Source organism: Psychrobacter sp. H26 (genome assembly GCF_059073035.1).
Genome location: NZ_JCACRW010000001.1, coordinates 1,514,338 through 1,535,780, shown reverse-complemented (window position 1 = coordinate 1,535,780; position 21,443 = coordinate 1,514,338). Strand labels below are relative to the sequence as shown.

Below are 21,443 nucleotides of genomic sequence, written 5' to 3'. Positions count from 1 at the left end.
GCTAATCGATCAGGACGTACGGCGCTGAGACATAAATATCAATGCCAAGAACATCAAGCCGCCTGCCAGTTCTATGACGACGGACAATACGCCTGCCATGTCTAGCACTTGCTCAAAAATAGTCTGCCCCAGTACCAAGCAAATCATAGCAACCAAGCTAACCAAGATCAGCCGCTCACTATGATACATATGACGAGCCATACGATTGGTCAGCGCACAGACCAATAGCCCAAAGAACGTCACTGGACCGACCAATGCGGTGGCAGTAGCGACCAGTACGGCAATGATGGTTAATAAACCAAATGCCAGACGTTGATAATTAATACCAAGATTGATGGCTTGCGACTGACCGAGCATCAGGACATCGCACTGATAGCGCCAGCGCCAGACAAATACTGCCGTGATGGCACAGATAATCAGGCTAATACCAAGCAGTTGCGCATTGACCGTGTTGAACTGAGCATAGCTTGCGGACTGTACGACTATAAAGTCATCTGGGTTTATCAGCCGTGCAATAAGCGCTGATAAACTGCGAAACAACACGCCAAAGATAACGCCCACCAGTATCAAGCGCGTCAAATCCTGACTGCTCTTAGAAAATAGGAGCTTAAATAATAACAAAGACGCCCCAAACATTAGGACAATCTCTAGCGTGAATTTGGCGATAGGGTCAAGACTGGTAAAACTAATCGCACCCAAAAAGAACACTAGCAAGCTTTGCAGCAGCACATAAAGTGAGTCAAACCCAAGTAAGGAAGGCGTTAAAATAGGGTTATGCGTCAATGTCTGGAACAGCAAGGTTGATACGCCAATGGCATAGCCAACCACCATCAACGCCAACAGTTTCTTGCCCCGTAGTGGTAGCGCAAAATCCCAGTAGCCATTGACATTCAACGTCAAAAATAAAGTTATGGAGATCAGTAGGGTGACAGCTGCTATAGACTTTGGATGTGCCGCTATGAATGCCCAAAATTTTGCCAACTGACCTTGTGCAGCGGCTGAATACTGACCGTTTGCTAAAGATGAGTTATCTATCGCGGTGCTAGTTTTGGTAGCATCAGTCTTGATGGAAGTAAGCTTAGTCGATGAGAACATACAAAATCCTATGGTGCCAAGCCTGTGTAGTAATAAAAAATGAGCAATGGTCATTCAGCTTTTAGGGCGTTGAACACTGAGTATTCAATCCGCTATCGCTCAGATGGCGCACGTAATAACAACCACAAAAACAGCACCGTACCCACCACGCCAAAGACCGTGGCGACAGGGACTTCAAACGGATAGCGAATAGAGCGACCGATAATATCGCACAGCAATACCGCTGAAGCACCGAGTAGGGCAACGGCTGGCAAGCTGCGACGTAATTTATCACCCATCAGACGACTGACGATATTAGGTACGATTAAGCCAATAAAAGGAATCATACCCACCGTCACGACAACAACTGCGCTCATCATCGCTACCATACCCACGCCGATCCATGTGACCTGCCGCTTGCTGATACCTAGGTTCAGCGCGATATTGTCACCCAGTCCGATGATGGTTAGTTTGTCTGCGATAATGTAAGCGAGCACACATAGACCGCCTGTGAGCCATAGCAGCTCATAGCGACCTGCCAATACGCCAGAGAAATCACCAAACTGCCACACACTGAGCATCTGTAGCGATTCAGTTTGATAAGCAATGAATGTCGTCACCGCCTCAATGATGCCGCCAAAGACAATCCCAATCAGCGGAATCATCAAAAAATCAGTCGGCGGTATACGATGAATCAGTAGCATAAAAAGCATCATACCGACTACTGCGGTCATGGTCGCCACGCCCATTTTTATAATGAGCGCACTGGCAGGAAATAGCAGACTGACCACCAGCAATCCAAGTGCTGCACTTTGGGTGGCACCAACCATAGACGGCTCTACAAAACGATTTTTTAGCACTACTTGTATGATCATTCCCGCGACTGCCATCGCAACACCAGTCAAGATAATCGCAATGGTGCGTGGTATACGGCTGACCATCAGCAATGAGCTATCAGAGTTGGCACTATGGCTAATAATACTTTGCAAAATACCTGACCATGAAAAGTCTGCCACCCCGATAGATAAACTTAACAACACCAAAAGCCCCATAATAATGAGGCTTGCGGTATTTATTAACCATGGTGGTATGGCAGCACGTCGAGCTTCTGTGCCTAGGTTATGGCTGGCACTTCTTCGCCAAGATGATGTTGGCAAAGAAGTGTTAGGTTTGAGCCTAGCGTGAGTACGGTGTGAAAATAACGACATAATCTCTACTGGCTAAAAAATAAAAGATCATTACAGTGACTATGCTTAGTGATTGTAATTAGTGACTGTCTGAACAGGGATGACTGAATAAGAACGAACGTCTAATTAACCGTTATTGGGCGCTAGCAAAAGCACCTTTAATAGTGGTCAGATCTTGCATCCATTGATAGTAGCCACCAAACGCAAGGTAAGAGTCTGGGCTAAGGTATACTACCTGCTGCTTGCTCCACGCATTGGTTTGGGCGACCAATGGATTGTCCAATACGGCTTTGGCGCCGATACCATCTTCGCCAATTGCCGCACTACGGTCGATGACAAACAACCAATCTGGATTGGCTTTTTGTAAGTATTCAAAAGATATTGGCTGACCATGAGGCGCATCAGCAATTTGGTTGTCTGCCATTGGTACGCCTAGCACAGTATGGATAAAGCCATAGCGAGACTTGTCGCCATAAGCAGACATTTTATTCCCATTGACCATAACGACCAGACCAGTACCTTTGTTTTCTTCGGTTAGATTTTTGGTCTCGTCGATGAGGTCATCTATATTTTGTTGTAGTTTGGCTGCCTGATCGCTTTTACCAAACAAAGCACCCAAGTCATGCAGACGCTGCTTACTGGACTCATAGATATTGGCTGTATCAATACTCATATCCAACGTCGGCGCGATGCTGGATAGCTCATCGTATTTTTCTGCCATACGTGAGCCGACCAAAATAGCTTGCGGGCGCATCGCATTCAATGCTTCAAGATCTGGCTCAAACACCGTACCAACTGACTTTGGCTCAGGCTGCGTGTCGGAGTGTAAGTTATCCAAAAGCATCCCGCCAGGCATCCCGTCAACAGCCACGTCCAGCGCCGCCAAATCCTGCATCAACGTCATGTCGTACACGACAAGTGGTGATGGGTTGATGGGCATCTCGACATCACCTTTTACGGTATTTACCGTAATCTTTTCGGCAGAGACCGCATCATTATTGGCGACATTTAATGATTCATCAGCCGTCTGGTTGGTAGTGTTGGCATCGGCTGGTTCAGAATCATTGGCTTCGTTTGAGCTACAACCTGTCACGCTGAGAGTCGCGACTAAAGCGGTTATCATAGCTGTCAATAAGGGACGTTTAAAAAAAGGGCTGGTAGGGCGTGTTGATAGTGAACTAATAGACATAATGGACTCGGTATATCAGATGTTTGGATGATCTTTTTAGAAGATAACGTCAAGTATTAGACCATAACAATATATGACAATAAAAATGACAAGAATCGACTGGGTATAGGTATGCCAATAGGATGTCTGCTCCTATCGATATTTAATTTTTCGGCTTATTTTGTTCTTAGCGAATTGTGTTCTTATAAATAGGGCATTGCTATACCCCTTTTTTACGAAAATATATGGATAATAAAACAGCCGTTATGATAAATTAATTGAGACTCATTATCAATAAAAATGATAATGGTTTTTATTACCAATAAATGATTGCCTAAAAAATAGGCAGTTGCCCAAAAAGTGAATCGCTAATGTCACCTTCCGATAGGGATATTTGCTTACTTAAGGTTGGATATAACTGCAGTACATAGCCAAAGTAAATGCTTCAGTCAATGTTAGGGCGGTGTGTAGAGAGCTTAATGAATATGGCTCTAAGGAGAAAATATTGTAAATTATTATTGATAATAATTATCGTTTGCATTATTATCTACGCCATTCCGTCTTGGACAATAAATATTAGGCTGTTATGAGTTCAACAGAGTTAGACGCGCCGCCAATCAGATCGATACTGCTAGTCATCATCACAGTGGTAGGGTTACATCTGCTGACAGCATTTGCATTGGTAACCATAAAAACGCCTACAATAAAACCTGAGCCAGAAACAGAGACACCACCTGTTGAAATTCAGTTTGTGACGTTACCTACAAAAAGCGCAGCGCCCAAAGCTGAAGTATTGCCACAAGAAGTCAGCGACCAAAAAACAGCGCAACCAACAGTAGAACCGCAGTCTACAACACTGCCTAAAACTGAGACGCCGCCCAAACAGCGTGTCGAGACACCCATAGAACCTGTTGTGAAAAAGAAAGTACCTGCAGCGGTGCCTGTTATCGCAACAGAGCAGAATGCTCCTGACAGCAGTCAAAAACCTCTGCCAGAACAAGCAGTGCCAAAAAAGACAAGCCCAGAACCGATAGTTGATACGTCAGCTGCTGATGAACGTCGCAAAGAAGCTGCCGCTCAAGCAAAAAAATCCGCTCAAGACGCTGAAGCAAAAGCGGCTGAAATCGAAAAGGCTAAACTCAAAGAAGCTGAGCTCAAAGCCGCGAGAGCTGCCCAAGAAGCCAGAAGCATTGCAAATGCCAAAGCCGCTGCACAAGCAAAAGCTGCTAAAGATGCAGCAGAGGCGGCTGCACGAGCGAAAGCCGAGGCAGAAGCTGCAGCTCAGAGTAATGAGCCAGTGAGCTTTACTGCTAGCGCGGCCAATTGGGCGTCTGCACCAAACTTTAGTTTTCCTGAGCGTGCGGCACGTCGCGCCCGATCAGGGGATACACTAAACGTGGTTCTAGTATTGCGAGTCAATAAGCAAGGCGGGATAGACAGTGCTAGCGTTGTTCAGTCATCAGGTAACTCACTGCTAGATCGAGAAGCCCAGCGTCAGGTACGTTCTGGCAAGTTCAAACCCTTTACCAAGAATGGTGTACCGGTCGTGGGTAATGTAACCTTGCCGATCAGCTACGCGGTTCCTTGATGGTTTATATTTTATAACAACGTATTTATTGATAATCTTTCATAATAAGACTAAACATGATACTTATCTCAGTAGCATGTGCTTGCATTACACATTAAGGAGTCTGACATGGACTTTATGCAATACTGGCAAATCAGCGACATGGTGACAAAAACATTGTTCTTTTTGTTGCTTGCGTTATCTATTCTCTCTTGGGTGACGGGTATCGTACGTGTGCTGCAAAGCCGAAAACTGGCGAATAGTGTGGCAGACGATTTGAGTCAGCAGCTACAAGCTAGACAAGCCGACTTGGTCGGTACTGACGCGGCAACTCGCCGTTTGGTCACTGAGCAGACGCTACTCAAACACATAGGTCGCTACCGGTTTGCGAGCGAGCGCGGTTTACCCATTCTTGGTACCACGGCCGCCATCGCACCATTTATTGGACTATTTGGGACTGTGTGGGGTATTTTTCATGCGCTACACAATATCGGTATGAGTGGGCAGGCAGGGCTAGGACAAGTTGCAGGGCCAGTCGGTGAAGCACTGATTATGACGGGTCTAGGTATCGCTGTCGCCATTCCAGCTGTCATATTTTATAACGTAGCGGTACGGATCAATCGCCGCATCATGTACCAAGCCAACGATAGAGCACATGACCTACTGGCAGTATCTACCGATACGAATGCTAGCGTAACGTCAGTGCAAGCCGCAAAAACCAGTCGCTCAAATACGCTTGAGACAACAGTAAAGCCTCAGCAAACGAGTCATTACAACAGCTCAGTGCCAGAGCAGCTATAAGAAGTATTGAGATACGGGACAGAAATGTGAGAGCAGCGTGGCATTTGGGCGCAAAGCACAAATGCTAAACGGCGAATAAGTACGCCGCAGCCTTTTAGTAGTATGAAAATAAACATAAGTATTGAGAGTAACTATGGCATTTCAATTGGGTGATGATGACGTACGCAGTATGGATGAGATGAACCTCATCCCGCTTATCGATATCATGCTGGTATTGATGATTATCTTTTTATTGACCGCAACTGTGCTGAACCCGACGGTGCCTTTGGACTTACCAAAAACCAGCGCTGAGGTAAGTCAGACACCGCCAGAAGCCATTCAGATTAGTATTGATAAGGATGCAGGGCTGTTTTGGGACAGTGATCCCATCAGTATGGAAGCGCTAGAGACGCGTCTACAACAGCAAGGCGCAGCAGATGAGGATATTCCAGTACAGCTGCGTGCAGATAAAGAAGGCAAGTACGATACGGTCGCTCAAGTCTTGGCAGCGGCAAGTAACGCTGGACTGACCAAAATTGCTTTCGTCAATGAATGATCTTGGTGCTCAATAGTGGTGGGTAGGCAGTAGAAACTATGCTTATAAAAGCTACCATACTTATAAAAGCTGTAGCTATTTGAGAATCATAGCTTTGGCTCATAATGTCTATAAGTCGTAATATCTATAAAACGACGTCGATAATAAAGTGCCGTATCGATGCCAAAGTGTTTATTGACACAGCACATAGCTATAGCAAAAAGCTGGCTAGATAGAATAAAAAGCCAATCAGTAGAACGACCATAATCGCAATAAAAAGAACAATTAAAATAATAATTTTTTCTCCAACCTCATTGACGACTTAAACCTCAAATTAAGTCATCAGTGAGGTTTTCTTTTTACTAGCCACTTACCAGCCATAACCAAATGGGCGATAGCCGTAGCCGAAGACCCCATGTCCATAGCCAAATGGATAAGACGAGCGCAAGTAGTCTAGATCGCGCTGACGGATATAGTAGTAGCGCCCTTGAGAGTAAGCCTCTTCTAATTTCTCGATACCTTCTAGTGGACAGACGGGCTGCCAATCATAGCCTTCGCGGCCGATTTTATAGGCGTTTAGCTCGGTACAGTAATTTTTGAGCCCTTGTTGTCGCCCTTGCTCCCACTGTATGCGGTTGGGACTAGCGCCGCCTACGCTGGCGCAGCTGTTGGTATAGTGACCAAAGTAAGCGCCTGAGCGCCCTTGTAGACCATCAGCATAACCAACGTCTTGCCAATTACTGCTTTGACACTGCTGCGGGGTCAGGCTTTGGGTAGTGGCACAGCCCGATAGTGTCAGTACAACGGCACCGAGCAATGACAAGCTCATACCCGTTTTGTTAAAAAGCTTACCCGCCAGTTTGCTTGGGCTATAAGTACTTGATGAGTTTGACTTAATAAGATAATTCATAATAAACCTGCGCGCGTTTAAAATTATGGTTTATCATAGCACTTTTTTATGCCGACCACGTTTTGTATCTGGCTTTTGCATGGAACTATGATGTATGTATCTGCATACGTTAAGTTTTTGATTTAGCAGCATAATTAACGGATAGGCAATGAGGCGTAACGCTGCCTGTTGCACCATGAATGAGCTACTATGCTTGATTTTCCAAGGTTAGGGCTCATTATAAGCCTTGCTATATCGTTATCTGTTGTCCGGTATTGAGCAAGTAGAACAGTACGACATTGCTTATGTGTTCACTATTTATAAGACAATAGTTTTTACGCTCTGCACAGACAGTAGCTAGCAGTCGCGGTAGGTACACTTATAGTGTTTAGCTTCACTTTTATTTAGTCAAAAGGTCAGAGCATCATGGGAACATTGATTGGTATTGTCATTGTACTATTCGTATTAGGGAGTATGATGGCGCTCAAACCGAACGGTATCGACCAGCGTTTGGATAAGCTACGTATGACCGCGCGCCGGTTAGAGTTAAACCCAAAGCTCGTTACTTGTCCTGATTGGATAAAGGGAAAGGATAATGAGTATGGCCGCGGTATGCTAGGGCAGTATTGCCTGATATTAGAAGAGACCAAGCTGCCGCACACCCGTTATCAAGTGATTGATGGGCAGTGGCGACCAGATAGTAGCTTTGTCGATACCAGTACTGATGACAAGATACTAACTGTTCCAAGTGCCATTCGCTCTACTCAAAGCAAGAAAGTAACGGTTAGTAAGACCAATTTTAGTCTGGACAAAGCGTCATTAGATTTGCCAGTAAGTATTGAGCCGTTTGTTAAAGGGCTATTGACCAAAGCAAATAGTATTGTCATCTATTGGGAAGACGTTGCGTATGTGCGTCCATCATCTAATCCTGCGTACCAGCAAAAAATGATTGAGGCAGATCTGTTAGTGCTCAAAGCAAACCTTGAAAAATGGGCATTACAAATGCAGCAGCAGTCATAAACCTAGAAAAGTATTTGTTTGTCTCCATTAAGAGCAATATATATGCGATTCGTCATATTCAATTTATTTAAAGTTGACATTTTGGCGCTTAGCAGTGTAACGTCTTTATAACTATATCTTTATTTTATGGTTATAATTTGTTTTATAACCTTTTTTATTAGCAGCACTTATTACTATAAATCGCTGAACCATAGCAAAACTATGAGTATCTGCTTCCATAAATCACCGTGCTGCTAAATTTACTTTTAATCTACTTATATTATGGTGTCGTCAAATATGGCAAAAACCACAACCAAAAAAGCCGCAGCATCGACTGCTGATAGCCCAAAGGGCAAGTCCTTGGTGATTGTAGAATCACCAGCCAAGGCAAAAACGATCAATAAATACCTTGGTAATGACTTTGTCGTACGTTCAAGTATCGGTCACGTCCGCGATTTGCCAGTCAGTGCAAGCAAGAGCGCAAAGAAAGCGACAACTGCCAAAAAAGATGACAGCCTGACAAAAGAAGAAAAAGCACAGCAAGCACTGGTACGCCGTATGGGCGTAGATCCAGAGCATGATTGGGCGGCAGTCTATGAAGTACTGCCTAATAAAACCAAAGTCATTAAAGAGCTCAAAGCTCTGGCTAAAGACGCGGACAAAATCTATCTGGCAACGGATATGGATAGAGAAGGGGAAGCGATTGCTTGGCATCTAAAAGAAGTCATCGGTGGCCCTGATAGCAAATACCAGCGTGTGGTGTTTAATGAGATTACCAAATCTGCCATCCAAAATGCCTTTAAACAACCATCGAAGCTCGATATCGATCGTGTCAATGCGCAGCAAGCGCGCAGGTTCTTAGACCGTGTGGTTGGCTTTATGGTATCGCCACTGTTATGGCAAAAGATTGCTCGCGGACTATCAGCAGGTCGTGTACAGTCAGTCGCTATGCGTTTGGTCGTTGAGCGTGAGCATGAGATTCGTGCGTTCATTCCAGAAGAGTACTGGCAGATTCATGCCGATACACATATTGCTAATGACAAGGCTAAAAAAACCTCAGATGCTGAGCAAATCGGTATACGTTTAGAGGCAACCAAACAAGGCGGCAAAACTCTAAAACTTGGCAATAAAGAGCAGACCGATAAAATCTTAGAGATACTCAAAGCCAGTGACTTTATTGTCAAAGAGCGTGAAGAGAAGCCAACTCAGTCGCGTCCAAGTGCGCCCTTTATCACCTCAACTTTGCAACAAGCCGCCAGTACGCGTTTGGGATTCTCTGTTAAAAAGACCATGATTTTGGCGCAGCGTCTGTATGAAGCGGGGCATATTACTTATATGCGTACCGACTCGACATTTTTGTCTGGTGATGCACTTGCTGCGGTCCGCGGTCATATCGAAGACAGCTATGGTGCAAAGTATGTGCCAGAAAAGCCAAACTTCTATGGCAACAAGCAAGGCGCACAAGAGGCCCATGAAGCGATTCGTCCCTCTAACGTCAACATGAAGTCAACGCAGCTAAAAGGCGTGGAGCGTGATGCTATTCGTCTATATGAGCTAATCTGGCGTCAGTTTGTGGCGTGTCAGATGCTACCTGCCAAATATCTATCAGTGAACCTATTTGTTGGTGCCGATGACGTCGAGCTAAAAGCCCGTGGTCGTACCATGGTGTTTGATGGCTATACAAGAGTGATGCCACCAGCCAAGACTGACGATACCTTATTGCCCGATGTCAAAAAAGGCGATAAGTTAAACCTAGATAAACTAGATCCAAGTCAGCACTTTACCAAGCCTGCGCCTCGCTATACCGAAGCGAGTCTGGTCAAGGAGCTTGAGAAAAAAGGTATCGGTCGTCCATCGACTTATGCTTCAATCATCTCAACCATTCAAGATCGCGGTTATGTGAAGCTTGAGAATAAGCGCCTGTTTGCCGAAAAAATGGGTGATATCGTCACGGATAGATTGACGGCTAGCTTCCCAGACTTAATGGACTATACCTTTACTGCGGCGTTAGAAGACAAGCTCGATCATGTGGCAGAAGGTGATCAAGATTGGAAAGATGTGCTCGATAATTTCTATGGCGAGTTCAAAACAACGCTTGAGCGTGCCAAAGAAAAAGACGGTATGCGTCCAAATGATCCGACTGATGTGCCAGATGTTCATTGTGATATTTGTGATCGTCCGATGCAGCTGCGTACAGGTTCAACTGGTGTATTCTTAGGCTGTACGGGCTACAACTTGCCGCCAAAAGAGCGCTGTAAAGGCACCAAAAACTTGATGCCTGTTGAAGCGTTTGCCAACTTGGATGATCCAGAAGGTGATGATGAAGCGGCAGAAGTTAAAGATTTGATGGAGAAAAAACGCTGTCCAAAATGCGGCACAGCGATGAATGGTTATATTGTCGATGGCGGTCTCAAGTTACACATTTGTGGTAATAATCCTGATTGCGATGGCTATATCTTAGAAGAAGGTAAATTTGAAGTACCAGGCTCAGATGCACCAACCATCGACTGTAATAAGTGTGATGGGCAAATGGAGCTAAAGACAGGTCGCTTTGGTCCTTATTTTGCTTGTCAGAATTGTGACAACACACGCAAGGTACTAAAGACAGGCGAAGCTGCGCCGCCGCGTATGGATCCAATCCATCTCCCAGAACTGAAATCAACCAAGCATGATGATTACTTCATCTTGCGTGAAGGGGCGGCTGGCATGTTCCTCGCGGCTTCTAAGTTTCCAAAAGTGCGTGAGACCCGCGCACCAAAGCTCGCTGAGCTACGCGATGTTAAAGATAAGATGGAAGATAAGTTCCAGTATCTGTTCGCAGGACCAGATGAAGATCCAGATGGTAACCCAACTATTTTGCGTTGGTCACGTAAGAAAAAAGAGCAGTATATCGGCTCTGAAAAGAATGGCAAAGCCACACGCTGGGGTGTGTACTGGCGTAAAGGTGAATGGGTAGAAGAATAAGTTTTTCTATCGAGCATAAAAAAAACCTCTTAGATGCTAAGAGGTTTTTTTGTGCTATCCATAATAGCTAAGTGTAGATGCTATTAGTTCTTTTCGATAATACCACAAGCAACGCGATCGCCTGCATCACCTGCTGGCTGGCTGGTATAGTCATCAGTACCAGCATGAACGATAAAGGCTAAGCGATTGACACTATATTTGCCTGCTTCATCAGCAGTGATCTTTTTGTTTACATAATTGATAGTTGCCACGCCGTCTTCATTGGCTGTCAAGTTAGGCAAATCGCCTGCATGACCATTCATATCATCTGGATTAGAGTGTGGGTTGTTGTCAGGGTTGAAATGACCACCTGCTGCTTTACCCATGTCAGCACAGCTGCCTGTCTCATGAATATGGAGTGCGACTGTTTGACCTGGCTGTAGGTTCATCAGCTTACCATAGACCTGTACACCGCCATCGACAGGACGTAGAAAGACTTGGCCGACTTCTTTTTTGTCACCGCTTACTGTGTTGATGGTTGATTTTAGGGTAGGCTGCGCCAAAGGGTTGCCCGTTTGCATTTGGTCTTGTACCGTTTGGCAACCAGTTATCGCCAACGCTGATCCACATAGTAGGGCACTTGCTAGCATTGTCTTATTCATTATTATCTCCGATTGTTTTATTCATTATTGTAATTATCGTCATTATAGCTGTCGTCAAAGTCACAAATATTCAGAACTGTTTTTGTATTAAAACAGGTATCAATATTCGTTAACAACAGGGTCAGTATAGCTAAGCGATGCTCGTAGTTATTCATCAAATGCGCAACAATCAGTTAATATATGTAAGTTTCGTATGGGTTTACAAAATCAGATGGCACAAAAAACTTATGAAATTAATTGAATAACAAAATACATTGGACTACTCAAAAAACACGAGTTGGTAATGAATAAGCTATTAGTAAACGAACGGCTAATAAGCATAAAAAAGCCACCCATCATTGTGATGAGCGGCTTTTCACTTTTTCAAGTTAACTAACAAATACGCAATTAGTTATGTAGCGCTTTACCTGAGGTTTTATCAACCGTTACTTTTGCAGGCTTCAGTGGCTTTGGCATACTGACCAAGGCAACCTTTAATATCTCTTCAATCGTAGCGACTGGTTGAATGGTCAAACCTTCTTTGACGTTATCAGGGATATCCGCCAAATCACGCTCATTGGTTGCTGGGATCAAGACGTGCTTGATGCCGCCGCGATGCGCTGCAAGTAGCTTCTCTTTGAGACCACCGATACGTAGGATCTTACCACGCAAGGTAATCTCACCTGTCATCGCGATATCTGGACGAATAGCAATCCCCGTCATTGCAGATACCAATGCTGTCGTTAATGCACCACCAGCAGAAGGACCATCTTTTGGCGTCGCGCCTTCTGGCATATGCACGTGAATGTCCGTGGTTTTGACCGTCTCGTAATCGATACCGAGGCTTTCACCGCGAGCACGTACCACGCTCATAGCCGCACGAATCGACTCTTTCATCACATCCCCTAGTGAACCGGTAAAGCTAAGTTCGCCTTTACCTTTCATAGCGACCGCTTCAATAGTGAGCAGCTCACCACCGACCTGTGTCCACGCCAGACCAGTGATACGACCGATCTCAGGCTCTTCTTCTGCTAGGCCGTAGTCATACTGATGCACGCCTAGATAGTCATCAATGTTCTTGTCATCAACTGTGACGAGCTGACGTTCCGCTTTTTTCGGAGCACGCGCGCCGTGGTTTTCAACTGAACCGCGAACTACTTTGCGGCAGATTTTATTGACTTCACGCTCAAGGTTACGTACACCTGCTTCACGCGTGTAACTACGGACGATACTATGTAATGCCGCCTCAACAATCTCAATCTCACCTTCTTTGAGACCATTTTGCTTAATTGCTTTTGGTACCAGGTACTTCTGCGCGATATTGACCTTTTCTTCTTCGGTATAACCCGGCAGACGAATGACTTCCATACGGTCAAGCAGGGCAGGAGGAATATCCATGCTGTTGGCAGTACAGATAAACATCACTTGCGATAGATCTAAGTCCATATCTAAGTAATGGTCGTTAAAAGTATCGTTCTGTGATGGGTCTAATACTTCAAGCAATGCCGACGCTGGATCACCGCGGAAGTCTTGCGCCATCTTATCGATTTCATCCAACAAGAATAGCGGGTTTTTGACTTCTACTTTGGCCAATGACTGGACGATTTTACCTGGCATCGCACCGATATAGGTGCGGCGATGACCACGAATCTCGGCTTCATCACGGACGCCGCCAAGCGCCATACGCACAAACTTACGCCCCGTTGCACGAGCAATTGACTCACCCAATGAGGTTTTACCGACACCTGGAGGACCGACGAGGCATAGAATCGGACCACGGAGTTTTTTCACGCGTGATTGTACGGCGAGGTACTCTAAGATGCGGTCTTTCACATCTTTTAGACCATAATGATCTTCGTCCAAGACGGTTTTGGCTTTGTCCAAATTGATTGAAACCTTGGTCGTCGCATTCCACGGCGTATCTAAGATCCACTCAATATAGTTGCGTACGACTGACGACTCGCTTGATGCAGGTGGCATCATTTTGAGCTTTTTAAACTCTTGCTCTGCTTTTTTGCGTACATCGTCTGGTAGATCAGCATCTTCGAGACGTTGCTCTAGCTCAGCCACGTCATCTTCACCATCGAACGCACCGTCATTCATATCTGACAGCTCGTTTTTGATGGCTTTCATCTTCTCGTTCAAGAAGTATTCGCGCTGATTGTCTTCCATCTGCTGACGGACAGCATCTTGAATGTCTTGTTCGATGTTTTGCTCAGCACTTTGCTTGACCAGATACTCAGTCAAGGTATTGATGTGCGTTTTGATATCGTTTTCTTCTAAGAACGACTGCTTGATATCAAGATCCATCGACACGCGAGTTGAGATAAAGTACACAAGCTCTAGCAAATCATCGATACGCTTGGCCACACGGGTCAGCTCACGCGCATTACGCAAACGCGCATCGGCATAGCTTTCAAACAGGGTGGTCAATGCTTGAATGGTATTTTTTTGCTGGCTCTCATCCATTGCTACATCAAGATCAGCACGCTCAAAGCTTGCCATCAATAGCTCGTCATGATTTTCGATATTATCGACACGGGCGCGGTACTGACCTTCGATGAGTACTTTGATGCAGTTTTCATCACTGTCATGCGGCATGGTGCTGACGATGCGGCATACTGTACCGTATTGATACAAGTTGTCTTGATCAATATCTTCGGTCAATGAGTCTTTTTGGGCGACGACCAGTACCTTATTACCATACTCCGCTTGTGCCAACTCAACCGCTTTTACAGAGGGCGCACGTCCCACAAACAGAGCAATCTGCATATGCGGATAGACGACGACGTCACGCAGTGCCAGTAACGGCAGATAGTTTTCATCTTGCTTATCGTCTATGTCATCGTCTACGTTATTATCATCACTGTCGTTATTATCAGTGCCATCGAGATCATTATCATCAAGATCAATGTCTTTATCATTGGTTGACGCGGCTTTTTGTGCATCGTTTGACGAGGTATCAGCCTCGTTGTTTTCTGCAGTAGGCGTTGAAACGTCGACATCAATGTCGATATTGTCTTGGGTTATTTTATGTTCACTCATATATTTTTCCTCTTTCCCCAGACTTGTAAAGTCAAGTTCGTGGTTCATGTCTAGATAAATGGTGTCCGCATATAAAATTGCAAGGCTCATTGGCAAAGTCGCATCGTTATCTTTGTTAAATGACTTTCTGAACGTACGGTTGTCCATAATGTGATTGATGCGTGATAAATATAATCATAAAAATATAAGCATAAAAATGTGGTCAAAAAATAAAGCCAATAAATGTAAAGGAGAGCTGAAAGGGATAGATGAAGATCCATTTGGGTGTTGATGTCTATTCGGTTCTGTACATAGGCTTTATACCTAAAATAAGGTAAACTGGCGCGCGTCTAAAAACGTGTCTGCAAAACAATCCGATATTAAGACGCTCTAGACAGCATAGCGCTATTCATCAGTGTCAATATTCATCGGTCTCAATGAGACCAAGCTATAAAGAGCAAGGGGCAACACATGGCCATCAATGCGGTACTGCTGGCAGTTATCATTATGCTAGGGCTGTCACTTTCGCGAGTGCACGTGGTGCTCAGTTTATTAATCGGGGCGCTGGCAGGTGGCCTGTTAGCAGGTCTTGGTATTACCGATACGTTAAATGCCTTTCAAGAAGGGATTCGTAATGGCGCACAGATCGCGCTATCGTATGCACTGCTGGGGGCTTTTGCGGTAGCGATTGCGCATTCGGGCTTGCCGCAATCGTTGGCAGGCACGGTGATTAGACGTATTGATGCCGCGGGCACGAGTGGTATGATTAAATATATGCTGTTTGCAGGTCTTATCACCATGAGCTGCTTTAGCCAAAACTTAATCCCCATTCATATTGCCTTTATTCCATTGCTAGTACCGCCATTGCTACTGGCGTTCAACCGTATGCACATTGATAGACGCCTGATTGCCTGTCTGATTACCTTCGGTCTGGTCACCACCTATATGTTTATCCCTTACGGGTTCGGTGATATTTACCTCAATCAGATTATGCTAAAAAACGTAGGTGAAGCGGGCATTGATATCGCCAATATCTCTGTGGTGAAGGCCATGGCGATTCCTGCACTTGGTATGCTACTTGGTCTGCTCGTCGCCGTATTCTTTAGCTACCGAGCACCGCGTAATTATCAGCAGATAGCGATAGACAAACAAGCACATGATGCGGCTGTCGAAGGGGACGCTCTAAGCAAGACCGCGGCTGGCGCTCAGTCACAAAGTAAGTTAAAAACATTGGTGGCATTGGCTGCGATTGTCACCGCGTTTGTGGTACAGCTCTATACTGACTCGCTACTCTTAGGCTCGATGTTTGGCTTTGGTGTGTTTATGGCGACGGGCGTGGTGAAATGGCATGAGGCTGATGGTGTCTTTAATGATGGTATTAAGCTTATGGCAATGATTGGCTTTATCATGATTACGGCTCAAGGATTCGCTGAAGTGATGAAAGCCACTGAGCAGATTCAGCCACTCGTTGATGGGGCGGCGTCATTGTTCGGTGGTAATAAAGCGATGGCAGCATTTATCATGCTATTGATCGGTTTGATTGTGACCATGGGTATCGGCTCGTCCTTCTCAACCATTCCTATTTTGGCCGCGATTTATGTACCGCTGTGTATCTCTTTAGGGTTCTCGCCATTGGCAACCGTTGCGATTATTGGTACGGCTGGCGCGCTGGGCGATGCGGGTTCTCCTGCGTCAGATTCGACATTGGGGCCAACCTCTGGTCTTAATATTGATGGACAGCATGACCATATCAAAGACAGTGTGGTGCCGACATTCTTGCATTACAACATTCCGCTATTGGCGTTTGGTTGGATTGCGGCGATGGTGTTGTAGAAAATGATTTGAATGGTTGGGTCTGATATAAAGGGCGGGTATAGCAACTATCACGAATAGCAGCTATGCTCGCCTTTTTTCTATCTCTACTAATCGCTCAATCGATGCGTTTTCTAGTAATCTTCATCAAAATCTTTAATCTCACCATTCAAACTACTCAAAAACGCATCACTTTGCGCCAGCAACGCATTTAAGCGATCTTCATTGACTAGCCGTGTCATTTCATCAGCGCTAAATGGTTGCTCTTGACTGTAGTAACGTTGCTCTCTAGCGTCCTCTTTGCCTAACGTTTGCAAATACTCATCTACACTGTCTGCACTGGAATCAGCAGCGCTAGAGTCTTTTTCAAATTGTTTATTATCTTTCATCAAAACCACCTTATCCCATTTGGCGTAATTAGGCCGTCAAGCGGCACATCCCACGGTTGACGCGCTAATTGCTCAACGACCTGAAAATCATAGCACCAGCCTATCTTTAACGGCCTTGAAGCTCCTGAGCGATAGCTTTTGCCAAGCGTCGTATCATAAAAGCCGCCACCCATACCCATACGGTTGCCGCGTTTATCGACCGCGACTAACGGACAAATAATCACATCTAGTTCTGTTGCCCATAGCAGAGTGCGACTATGATTTTGTTTCATACCAAGCTGATGAATGCGAGTAGGGATATTGACCAGTTTTGAATGGTAAACAGGGACAAAGCGCAATCGTTTATCATCACTGCCGAGCGAACCAACCACAGGTAAATAAGGCAAATAGCCTAAGCGTCCGCACCAATCCAGCAGTGGCTGAGTGGGTAATTCACCAAAGCCATCGTAATATAATCCAATACGCGCATTTGCTGGTAATCGTTGTTGTAATTTGCTTAAATGCAAACTCGCTGCTTGCGCTAAATTTCTACGTACGCCGTCGCTTAACTGGCGACGCTGGCGGGTGAAGTGCCGTCTAGGAGGGTTACTTAACGCCGATTCTTGTGAGTTAAGCGTTTTTGGCTCAGTGGGTATGGTTTCAGAGTGCATAAGTAGATTATCCAATGAGATATCAGATTGATAAAGGGCATTTTTAGACATTCGTTTTTAGGCATTGACCGAGGCGATTTGTGAATATTCAACACGTTCTAGTCATGCTATCATAACGCCACTTTATATCGTATTCTCCTTTATGTGCAGCAGATGTTGCATTTTTTAGAGCAGTTATAAAACAACAAACCAGCAAAGAGGGTAGTTATGTCGACACAGAATCAGGCAACTCGTACCGAAAAAGACACTATGGGTAACGTAGAAGTCCCAGCTGATGCTTATTGGGGCGCGCAAACACAGCGTAGCCGCGAAAACTTCAAAATCGGTGGCGAGACCTTGCCGCGTCCAATGATTGAAGCGATGGCACTGGTCAAAAAAGCCGCTGCGATTACCAATGCAAGCCTAGAGCGTATCGAAGGCGACAAACGTGATCTGATCGTGCAAGCCGCTGACGAAATCATCAATGGTGGTCTGGTCGATCAGTTCCCATTAGTCGTATGGCAGACAGGTTCTGGCACCCAGTCAAACATGAACATGAACGAAGTGCTTGCTAACCGTGCCAATGAAATCGCGGGTTCTGAGCGTGGCAGCTACACGCCAATTCACCCAAATGACCATGTGAACCATGCACAGTCTACCAATGACAGCTTCCCAACGGCGATTCGTGTGGCGGCTGCTCGTCAGATCAACAGCTTGTTGATCCCAGCGGTACAAGCATTGCGTGATACTTTGGACAAAAAAGCAAAAGAATTCGACAGCATCGTAAAAATCGGTCGTACGCATTTGCAAGACGCGACGCCATTGACGCTAGGCCAAGAGTTCAGCGGCTATGTGAGCCAACTTGACCATTCATTGACTCGTATCGACAACGCGCTACAAGGTCTATATGAATTGCCACTAGGCGGTACTGCGGTTGGTACTGGTCTAAACGCCCATCCTGACTATGCGGTAAAATCAGCTGAGCAGCTATCAACCTTGACTGGCTTGCCATTCGTCACGTCACCAAACAAATTTGAAGCGCTAGCCGCTCGTGATGCCGAAGTATTTGCTTCTGGCGCACTAAAAACGCTAGCTGCTAGCTTAAACAAAATCGCTAACGACGTTCGTTGGTTGGCATCAGGTCCTCGTTGTGGTCTAGGTGAGTTGACGATTCCTGAAAATGAGCCAGGCTCTTCTATCATGCCGGGTAAAGTAAACCCAACGCAGTCAGAAGCAATGACCATGGTTGTCGCTCAGGTCATGGGTAACGACACGACTATCAGCATGGCTGGCGCATCAGGTAACTTTGAGCTAAACGTCTATAAGCCAGTTATCGCGTTTAACTTATTGCAGTCTATCAAACTGCTTGGCGATGCGTGCAACAGCTTTAATGAGAACTGTGCCGTTGGTATCGAGCCAGTAAAAGACAAAATCGATGACTTCTTGCACAATTCACTGATGCTAGTGACGTCATTGAACCGTCATGTTGGCTATGAAAATGCAGCTAAAATCGCTAAGACTGCGTATAAAGAAAACAAAACGTTAAAGCAAGTAGCGGTTGAGCTAGAGCTATTAACTGAAGCGCAGTTTGATGAGTGGGTCATTCCTGCTGATATGGTACATCCTAAATAAGCTATTAAAGACTTCTTAGAGTAGAAAAAGACCTTGTCATGTGGCAAGGTCTTTTTTGATTTGCATTGTTTAGAAAATTTAGTATAGATTGTGTTTTAAGGGTAATAAAGTTTAATTATGCTGTGTTCAATGCACCAATTTCAGAAAGTATTTTACTTATAGATATGCGCTAGGAATACCCTAAGCTACATTCTTCTCGCTACTATTTTAATATACTCTAATCCTTCTTTCGTAAATTCACTCTCTCCATTAATTATTCCATAGTTTAGCAATAATGTATAAGCTGCCTTTGAGTGTTTGTCCTTATCAAATCTTAGCCTTCTTTGTAAAATTCGTATTGGTGCATCTACAATCATTTCAATGGGGATGTCATTTGAATGAATTATATTAATAATTATATTTCTAACAGAAGGTGGTACTCTATGAATTAAATCATTTTCTCTTGAGCGTTCGCTGTTATTGATTTCGCGTTTAAGATAGTTAAGCTCTTTACTTAGGTTTAGAATTTCATCTTCTTTACTTTTAAGGCTGCTAAGTACCTCTCTTTTTTCATTTTCATTTAATTTTGCTTTTTTAATCAGGTCGGATAAAATCTGATCCTTTTCCGAAACCTCTTTTTCTAACTTTACTTTTTCTTGCTCTAGCTCAATTTTATTAGAATCTAATTCTTCAGAGCTGCTTACCCCGCTTCCAAATTTATCTCTAAGGCCTGAATAACCTTCATCTAGATTTTTTAGTCTTGCTCCAAACCCAGCTTCTATACGCCCAAGTATTTCTGAAATATCTTTTGTAAATTTAAAGGTATTATCGTAGAACCTATTGCTTGTGTCTGTTGCTTTAAAATAAAGGGCTACAGACATAGAAATCGCAAAAATTGCAAGTATTAAGGAGAGTAGGTCTGTGAAACTGAAATTAAAGTTTGAGAAGTCTAGGTTAGCGTCAATAGTAGCTATTTTGTACGACACCAAAGCCGTTAATATAATCGATATTACTATTTTTGCCCAGCTTTCCCTGTTTCTTATTTCTTCTGAAAAAGAATAAGGTTTTAGTGCTACAGGTTTTTCTCTTTTAGATATTAAACCATTTTTTTCTTGTTCGTCTTCCATAAATTGTCTTATCTTGTAGAGTCTGACCATCAGCCATGATTTTTGAGAGATTAGTTAAATTTCATAATAATAACAACCTCGAAAATAACCAAACATAAATTCATAATAATTAGAGGTAGTTCATAGACATGTAATGCAACGTCCTAATATTAGTCTCATATCAAAAAAAAGCCAAGCAAAATGCTCGGCTTTTTACTACGACAGCTCAAACCTAATTAAAACTTATATAGCAAACCAAGCGTCGTCGCCGCTTCAGTACGTGAGTCGACCATGGGGCTATCATACTGCTCATTGGGCACATAGCTCACGCTTTGATTGGCAAATCCTGCCCATTTATCATTGAAGTCGTAGTTGGCACTAACGCTGACATACGGGTTCAAGCTTGAGTTCGATTTATATGCGGCAACGCCCGTTTCCGCTGACTCTTCTTCACTGACGCCGTAGTAGTATTCGTTATAGGCGGCATCATGATACTCAAAGCCGATGCTTGGATAGACTGTCAGCTTGCCTTTGCTGATTCTAGCAAGGTAGGTCAAACGACCAGAGTTACCGCCACTACGGTCCAACACATCGGTGTCAAACTGAGCACGTATACCACCGATAGGCGTGCGGCGCAGATAGCTCAGACCAGCCGCTGCTGAGAGTTTGCGCTCATCGAGACCTTGTAAGTCACCGTTGGCGTCGTCAGGGTCGAAGCTATTGCCCGATGGCTGCGCATAGATAGACAACTCATTGGTACCATCATTGACTAAATACGCGCCGGCTTGGGCACCGCGAGCATAGAACTTATTATTGTCATAAAAAATACCGGGCAGCACACGTACTTCAGTGCTGTCTTCTAGATCATAGGATGAGTTAACTGCCATCACATTGACCCCAACGCTCAGCTCAGCGTCTTGATCAGCAGGTAGGTTTTTGAACAGTGCGGCGTTAGAGAGGCTTGCTACGCTAAATAGCGCAGTAGCAGTCAACGCGCTAAGCATAGTGCGTGTCGAGATATGAGGTAGCGCTGCAAGTTTTGACATAATTGGGTCTCGTGAGTGAGTATAGATAACTGGGTAATAGCAT

At 44.6% G+C, this 21,443-nt stretch carries 17 protein-coding genes; 7 read left to right on the top strand and 10 right to left on the bottom strand.

The genetic code is table 11. From position 1 onward, the window contains the following. Positions 1-9: 9 nt before the first annotated feature. From AC5JPT_RS06275 to AC5JPT_RS06265, 3 genes are all read right to left on the bottom strand, one after another. Positions 10-1,095 carry an iron chelate uptake ABC transporter family permease subunit gene (locus AC5JPT_RS06275; protein ID WP_493857494.1) on the bottom strand — a complete coding sequence of 362 codons (1,086 nt, stop codon included), beginning with the start codon at positions 1,093-1,095 and terminating at the stop codon, positions 10-12. A gap of 92 nt (positions 1,096-1,187) precedes the next feature. Continuing rightward, the gene (locus AC5JPT_RS06270) at positions 1,188-2,282 is read right to left on the bottom strand and encodes an ABC transporter permease (RefSeq protein ID WP_493857493.1); all 1,095 of its coding nucleotides are present in this window, start codon (positions 2,280-2,282) and stop codon (positions 1,188-1,190) included. 112 nt (positions 2,283-2,394) lie between these two features. Beyond that, complete coding sequence (locus tag AC5JPT_RS06265) at positions 2,395-3,450, bottom strand: siderophore ABC transporter substrate-binding protein (protein WP_493857492.1); 1,056 nt, start codon at positions 3,448-3,450, stop codon at positions 2,395-2,397. A gap of 565 nt (positions 3,451-4,015) precedes the next feature. Here AC5JPT_RS06265 and AC5JPT_RS06260 point away from each other — a divergent pair. The 3 genes from AC5JPT_RS06260 (at position 4,016) to AC5JPT_RS06250 (ending at position 6,332) form a co-directional block, all read left to right on the top strand. Continuing rightward, positions 4,016-5,017 (top strand): energy transducer TonB, encoded by a 1,002-nt coding sequence (locus tag AC5JPT_RS06260; RefSeq protein WP_493857491.1) that lies wholly within the window; start codon positions 4,016-4,018, stop codon positions 5,015-5,017. Between the two features lie 108 nt (positions 5,018-5,125). Further along, positions 5,126-5,797 (top strand): MotA/TolQ/ExbB proton channel family protein, encoded by a 672-nt coding sequence (locus tag AC5JPT_RS06255; RefSeq protein WP_493857490.1) that lies wholly within the window; start codon positions 5,126-5,128, stop codon positions 5,795-5,797. Between the two features lie 133 nt (positions 5,798-5,930). After that, positions 5,931-6,332, top strand: a complete 402-nt coding sequence (locus tag AC5JPT_RS06250; RefSeq protein ID WP_493857489.1) for an ExbD/TolR family protein — start codon at positions 5,931-5,933, stop codon at positions 6,330-6,332. A gap of 349 nt (positions 6,333-6,681) precedes the next feature. Here the strand turns inward: AC5JPT_RS06250 and AC5JPT_RS06245 are convergent, their stop codons facing one another. Next, entirely contained in the window at positions 6,682-7,221 is a 540-nt protein-coding gene (locus AC5JPT_RS06245; RefSeq protein ID WP_493857488.1) for a DUF2799 domain-containing protein, read from the bottom strand. A 405-nt stretch (positions 7,222-7,626) separates the two neighbouring features. On the opposite strand from AC5JPT_RS06245, the gene AC5JPT_RS06240 reads away from it, so the two are divergent. Together AC5JPT_RS06240 and topA are read left to right on the top strand one after the other, a co-directional pair. Further along, a complete protein-coding gene (locus AC5JPT_RS06240) occupies positions 7,627-8,220 on the top strand; it encodes a hypothetical protein (protein WP_493857487.1) in 594 nt (197 codons plus the stop codon). 276 nt (positions 8,221-8,496) lie between these two features. Continuing rightward, on the top strand, positions 8,497-11,163 hold the full coding sequence (gene topA / locus AC5JPT_RS06235; RefSeq protein ID WP_493857486.1) for a type I DNA topoisomerase: 2,667 nt from the start codon (positions 8,497-8,499) through the stop codon (positions 11,161-11,163). A gap of 83 nt (positions 11,164-11,246) precedes the next feature. Here the strand turns inward: topA and AC5JPT_RS06230 are convergent, their stop codons facing one another. Further along, entirely contained in the window at positions 11,247-11,804 is a 558-nt protein-coding gene (locus tag AC5JPT_RS06230) for a superoxide dismutase family protein (RefSeq protein ID WP_493857485.1), read from the bottom strand. Positions 11,805-12,191: 387 nt separating this feature from the next. Continuing rightward, positions 12,192-14,828, bottom strand: coding sequence for an endopeptidase La (gene lon, locus AC5JPT_RS06225; protein ID WP_493857484.1), 2,637 nt, complete (start codon positions 14,826-14,828; stop codon positions 12,192-12,194). A gap of 450 nt (positions 14,829-15,278) precedes the next feature. Here lon and AC5JPT_RS06220 point away from each other — a divergent pair, with 450 nt between their 5' ends. Beyond that, positions 15,279-16,640 carry a Na+/H+ antiporter family protein gene (locus AC5JPT_RS06220; protein ID WP_493857483.1) on the top strand — a complete coding sequence of 454 codons (1,362 nt, stop codon included), beginning with the start codon at positions 15,279-15,281 and terminating at the stop codon, positions 16,638-16,640. Positions 16,641-16,753: 113 nt separating this feature from the next. Here the strand turns inward: AC5JPT_RS06220 and AC5JPT_RS06215 are convergent, their stop codons facing one another. Continuing rightward, a complete protein-coding gene (locus tag AC5JPT_RS06215) occupies positions 16,754-17,008 on the bottom strand; it encodes a hypothetical protein (protein ID WP_493857482.1) in 255 nt (84 codons plus the stop codon). After that, positions 17,008-17,658 (bottom strand): 5-formyltetrahydrofolate cyclo-ligase, encoded by a 651-nt coding sequence (locus tag AC5JPT_RS06210; protein WP_493857481.1) that lies wholly within the window; start codon positions 17,656-17,658, stop codon positions 17,008-17,010. The genes AC5JPT_RS06215 and AC5JPT_RS06210 overlap by 1 nt, the downstream gene beginning before the upstream one ends. A 207-nt stretch (positions 17,659-17,865) precedes the next feature. Here AC5JPT_RS06210 and fumC point away from each other — a divergent pair, with 207 nt between their 5' ends. Further along, a complete protein-coding gene (fumC, locus tag AC5JPT_RS06205; protein ID WP_290176021.1) occupies positions 17,866-19,269 on the top strand; it encodes a class II fumarate hydratase in 1,404 nt (467 codons plus the stop codon). A gap of 185 nt (positions 19,270-19,454) precedes the next feature. Here fumC and AC5JPT_RS06200 read toward each other — a convergent pair whose 3' ends face one another. Further along, positions 19,455-20,375, bottom strand: coding sequence for a hypothetical protein (locus tag AC5JPT_RS06200; protein ID WP_493857480.1), 921 nt, complete (start codon positions 20,373-20,375; stop codon positions 19,455-19,457). 215 nt (positions 20,376-20,590) lie between these two features. Continuing rightward, complete coding sequence (locus tag AC5JPT_RS06195) at positions 20,591-21,400, bottom strand: MipA/OmpV family protein (RefSeq protein WP_493857479.1); 810 nt, start codon at positions 21,398-21,400, stop codon at positions 20,591-20,593. Between the last annotated feature and the right edge of the window lie 43 nt (positions 21,401-21,443).

Bases quoted from the DNA above. Each gene is read 5' to 3' on its own strand.
- lon (WP_493857484.1), bottom strand. From the start codon at position 14,828: ATGAGTGAACATAAAATAACCCAAGACAATATCGACATTGATGTCGAC.
- AC5JPT_RS06250 (WP_493857489.1), top strand. From the start codon at position 5,931: ATGGCATTTCAATTGGGTGATGATGACGTACGCAGTATGGATGAGATG.
- AC5JPT_RS06210 (WP_493857481.1), bottom strand. From the start codon at position 17,658: ATGCACTCTGAAACCATACCCACTGAGCCAAAAACGCTTAACTCACAA.
- AC5JPT_RS06240 (WP_493857487.1), top strand. From the start codon at position 7,627: ATGGGAACATTGATTGGTATTGTCATTGTACTATTCGTATTAGGGAGT.
- AC5JPT_RS06215 (WP_493857482.1), bottom strand. From the start codon at position 17,008: ATGAAAGATAATAAACAATTTGAAAAAGACTCTAGCGCTGCTGATTCC.
- AC5JPT_RS06220 (WP_493857483.1), top strand. From the start codon at position 15,279: ATGGCCATCAATGCGGTACTGCTGGCAGTTATCATTATGCTAGGGCTG.
- fumC (WP_290176021.1), top strand. From the start codon at position 17,866: ATGTCGACACAGAATCAGGCAACTCGTACCGAAAAAGACACTATGGGT.
- AC5JPT_RS06265 (WP_493857492.1), bottom strand. From the start codon at position 3,450: ATGTCTATTAGTTCACTATCAACACGCCCTACCAGCCCTTTTTTTAAA.
- AC5JPT_RS06200 (WP_493857480.1), bottom strand. From the start codon at position 20,375: ATGGAAGACGAACAAGAAAAAAATGGTTTAATATCTAAAAGAGAAAAA.
- AC5JPT_RS06230 (WP_493857485.1), bottom strand. From the start codon at position 11,804: ATGAATAAGACAATGCTAGCAAGTGCCCTACTATGTGGATCAGCGTTG.
- AC5JPT_RS06255 (WP_493857490.1), top strand. From the start codon at position 5,126: ATGGACTTTATGCAATACTGGCAAATCAGCGACATGGTGACAAAAACA.
- topA (WP_493857486.1), top strand. From the start codon at position 8,497: ATGGCAAAAACCACAACCAAAAAAGCCGCAGCATCGACTGCTGATAGC.
- AC5JPT_RS06195 (WP_493857479.1), bottom strand. From the start codon at position 21,400: ATGTCAAAACTTGCAGCGCTACCTCATATCTCGACACGCACTATGCTT.
- AC5JPT_RS06260 (WP_493857491.1), top strand. From the start codon at position 4,016: ATGAGTTCAACAGAGTTAGACGCGCCGCCAATCAGATCGATACTGCTA.
- AC5JPT_RS06275 (WP_493857494.1), bottom strand. From the start codon at position 1,095: ATGTTCTCATCGACTAAGCTTACTTCCATCAAGACTGATGCTACCAAA.
- AC5JPT_RS06245 (WP_493857488.1), bottom strand. From the start codon at position 7,221: ATGAATTATCTTATTAAGTCAAACTCATCAAGTACTTATAGCCCAAGC.
- AC5JPT_RS06270 (WP_493857493.1), bottom strand. From the start codon at position 2,282: ATGTCGTTATTTTCACACCGTACTCACGCTAGGCTCAAACCTAACACT.